This window comes from Micromonospora sp. NPDC047707, assembly GCF_040704235.1.
Taxonomy (GTDB): domain Bacteria; phylum Actinomycetota; class Actinomycetes; order Mycobacteriales; family Micromonosporaceae; genus Micromonospora.
Genome location: NZ_JBEYSU010000155.1, coordinates 1 through 1,331 on the forward strand (window position 1 = coordinate 1; position 1,331 = coordinate 1,331).

1 protein-coding gene is annotated in these 1,331 nt (G+C 66.9%); it reads right to left on the reverse strand.

Going from position 1 to position 1,331, the window contains the following annotated elements:
- On the reverse strand, window positions 1-1,197 hold a 1,197-nt coding region (locus tag AB0873_RS32575), incomplete at its 3' end, for an IS1380 family transposase (RefSeq protein WP_366604645.1).
- Window positions 1,198-1,331 lie beyond the last annotated feature (134 nt).

Genomic DNA, 1,331 nt, shown 5'->3' on the forward strand with positions numbered 1-1,331 from the left:
GAGCAGGTTGTGGCAGATCGCGGCGAGGATGGTCCACGCGGCGTTGGCGCCGAATATCCCGGAGGGTTGGTGTGCCCAGGGGTCGTCGATGAGGTCGGACCAGACGGTTTCGCAGATGGCGTGGCGTCGGTGGGTGATGTCGGCGTCGGTGACGGCTTCGGTGTTGTTGGTGAAGAACGGGTGGTAGCGCCAGACCGGGAACAGGGGGTCCTGGGTGTTGGTGTCGAGCACGCGGCGCACGATGAGCCGGCCGGTGATGGCGTGGCGGGTGTCGGCGAACGCGGTGTATTCCACTTCGGAGACTTGGGCGTCGGAGATCAGGTGCCCGGTGTCGGGGTCGACGACGGCGCCGGGGTAGTGCACCGGTGTGTACTGCTCGTCGCTGATGCTGCTGATCGCGGCGTCGACCGCCGGGTTGCGGGTGATCGCGAACGAGAAGGTGGCCCCGGCCTTGACGACCGCGGTGACGACCTTGCCGGCGCAGTACGCGGAGTCGCCACGCACGAGGATGTCCATCGGGTCCGCGCCGCAGGCGATCGCGGTGTTGATCGCCTCGGTGAGCATGGACGCCGCGCCACGCGACGAGCCAGCGCGGCCGGCCCGCAGCCGTACCCCTGCCACGACCGGCGCCGCGGTCTCGGTGCTGATCGTGACGGCGAGAGGGGACAAGCCTCGGCGCAGGATCGTCTTGCCCGCGATCTTCGTGTGGCCGAACGAGGCGCCTTGCTTGGCGTGCCCGTATACCGGACGCAGCAGCGAGTCGATGTCAACGAACACCCGGTCGTCGATGCCGTCCAGCACCGCCGTGCGCTGGGCGAGGGCGACCAGGTGCCGACTCAGCACCGCCTGAAGTTGCCGAGCATGACCGTGGGTGAACTCACGTAGGAGGATTCCCAGCGTCGCGGCGGCGTAGACCCCACCGAACAGCTTCTTCGTCCCACCAGCGCGGATGACGTCCAGGTCATCGATGCTGTCCGCGCCCGCGGCCATCCCGGCGATGATCGAGGTCAGCTTCGGCGTCGCGTTCGCCGCCCCGGACGTGATCCGCTCATCGACGAACCGGACATGTTCATCCAGCAGCAGGGACAACCCAGCCTGTTCGGCCAGTTCCAGCAACGGCACCAAGCCCGCGTGCGACACGAGATTGTCCTCGTCGAACACCGCGCCATCCGCTCGAAAGGCATGAGATCCTTGCACCGAGAGTGTCCTTCCGAGCCGTTCTGATCTGGTCCTCAAGAAACCCGATCATCGCAGCTCAGAGGGCACTCTCGTCATTTCCACGCCCCCCCCGACAGCGTCACACACAGGCCCGATCCACGGATTCAGGCTAA